At 39.2% G+C, this 2,636-nt stretch carries 2 protein-coding genes; both read right to left on the bottom strand.

The features are described from left to right. Window positions 1-50 precede the first annotated feature (50 nt). Window positions 51-1,031, bottom strand: coding sequence for a bile acid:sodium symporter family protein (locus AC06OU_RS01735; RefSeq protein ID WP_475853567.1), 981 nt, complete (start codon window positions 1,029-1,031; stop codon window positions 51-53). A 1-nt stretch (window position 1,032) separates the two neighbouring features. After that, the gene (locus AC06OU_RS01730) at window positions 1,033-2,427 is read right to left on the bottom strand and encodes an FAD-binding oxidoreductase (RefSeq protein ID WP_475853566.1); all 1,395 of its coding nucleotides are present in this window, start codon (window positions 2,425-2,427) and stop codon (window positions 1,033-1,035) included. Between the last annotated feature and the right edge of the window lie 209 nt (window positions 2,428-2,636).

The following is a 2,636-nucleotide window of genomic DNA, read 5'->3' as shown; positions in this document are numbered from 1 at the left end:
AATCTGAAAAAATAGGAATGGCAGTGTGAACATCCACTGCCATTCCTATTTTAAATCTGTGAAGGCTTACTTTCTAATGGGATAGCTTCAGCCTTTTCTTCCTCATTTCCTGCACTCTTTGACCAAATAGTTGCTATAATTGGACCTGAGATATTGTGCCAAACAGCTCCTAGGGCACTTGGAAGTGCAGCTAACGGTCCTAAATGGGCAGTTGCTAGTGCAACACCTAAGCCTGAGTTTTGCATACCAACCTCAATTGAAATGGCACGGCAGTCAGATCTAGATAGCTTCATCATTTTCCCCGTGAAATAGCCAAGCAATAGACCAACACCATTATGAAGGAATACTCCAACAAAAACTAATAGTCCTGCAGAAGCGATGTTATTTACATTGCCTGCTACTACAGCTGAAACAATGATGATAATAGCTAATACAGAGATTAATGGTACAATGTTTGCGCTTTTTTCTACAACCGTTGGTAATAATTTTTTAATAAGTAATCCAAGAACGATTGGAACAATAATTACTTGTACAATGGACATAAACATATCCATTACATTTACCGGCATCCATTGCCCAGCTAACCATAAAAGTAAAACTGGTGTCATTAAAGGTGCCAAGAGAGTAGAGAAGGACGTCATTGTAATGGAAAGTGGTACATTACCTTTTGCTAAGTAAACCATTACATTCGATGCGGTTCCACCTGGTACGGAGCCAAGGAGTACAAGGCCGGCAGCTAATTCATTAGGAAGCTGCAGCATGTAGGCTATTGCAAAAGCAACTAATGGCATTATGATAAATTGTGCAGCTACACCGATTAATACTGGTTTAGGATTAGTTAAGATTAGCTTAAAATCTACCGCTTTAAGCGTTAGCCCCATTCCAAACATAACTACACCTAGTAGGAGAGTTATATAACTACGAAATGGCAGGAAGGTCTCTGGTATTAAGTAAGCTATTACAGCAATTAATATAACCAAGAGGGCAAAATATTTGCCAGCAAAGCTACTGATTTTCTCTAATGTTTTCATATTACTCACCTTCTCTTTCAAGTTTTACAATTTTGTTTGGATTTAAAATATTGTTGGGATCTAAAGCAACTTTAATCTTTTCCATAACTTGAAGTGCCTCCCCATGTTCAGCTGCCTGGTATTTTTGCTTTCCTACACCTACCCCATGCTCGCCTGTACAAGTGCCTTTTCGTTCCAGAGCGTATCGTACGATTTTTTCGTTATAGGTCACGGCCTTCTGTATTTCTTCCGGATCGTTCATATCAATCATGATAAGGGCATGGAAATTTCCATCACCGACATGACCTGTAAGGCCTCCTATTAACCCAATAGCATCAAGTTCCTTACGTGCAAATATGACAGCGTCAGCTAGCTCGGAAATAGGAACACAAACATCGGTCACCATGAGCTTCTTTCCTACGTTTCCATGAATGTAAGCATAGGCTAGATTATGTCTTGCATCCCAAAGCTTGTTTCGAGCAGCGTTATCTGTTTCAAATTGAATATCCTCACTGCCATGGTCCTTTACAATTTCTTGAGTAAATTCTACATCTTGAGCAAGTCCAGCTTCATTGCCATGGAATTCTAAGAATAGAGTTGGCTTTTCAGCGTAGTTAGTTTCACTAAATTGATTTACCTGACGAATAGAGCTTTCATCTACTAGCTCTACGCGAGCAATCGGTATACCTGCCTGTAAAATGGAGGTTACTGCCTCCACTGCATGTTTGACAGTAGGGAATGTTGCTCTAGCAGCAGTCGTGAATTCTGGGATCCCATACACCTTTAAAGTCAGTTCTGTAAAACAGCCTAATGTACCTTCCGAACCAACAAACAACCCATTCAAGTGAAATCCAGAGGCAGATTTAGCTGCCAAGTTTCCTGTATGTATGATTGTTCCATCCGCAAGCACCACTTCTAGGTCTCGAACTTGATCTCTCATAACACCGTACTTCACAGTTGTAGTACCGCTGGCATTTGTAGCGGCCATTCCTCCGAGAGTAGCATCAGCACCGGGGTCAACCGAAAAGAATAGACCATATTTTTTTAACTCCATGTTCAGTTGTGTTCTCGTTACACCTGGTTGCACTATCACAAGTAAATCCTGTTCTCTTATTTCCAATATTTTATCCATTAAAGAAAAATCGATAGTTATTCCATTGTCATAGGGAATAACATGCCCTTCTAAACTCGTGCCACGCCCAAACGGTACGACGGGGACTCCAAGGTTATTAGCAGTCTTCATGATATTGCTTACATCTGCCGAGTTTTTAGGGAAAACGACAATGTCTGGCAGGCTAATAGAATGGTAGGATTCATCTTTTCCATGTAATTCTCGGATAGTTTGGTTGGTGGAAATCTGATCTTGCTCTAGGTGTTCTTGCAACGCTTCTACAATATTTTCCATTAAAATCTTCATTCGCTTCGCCTCTTTGCTATAATTTAAATGTATAACTTTTATGATTTTTCTAATTATTCAAACTCATAGAGTAATTATATACAGTATATCGCAGAAATCAAGGGTGAATTTTCGAAAAAGTAAAATAAATTTAGTGGTTTAGTTAATTGAAATACTTTGTATTCTATTTTATTAATCAAAGGAGAAAAAAATGATGGAGAATGAACTAG

Source organism: Psychrobacillus sp. (assembly GCF_056205495.1).
This window is presented reverse-complemented; position numbering and strand designations above follow the sequence as displayed.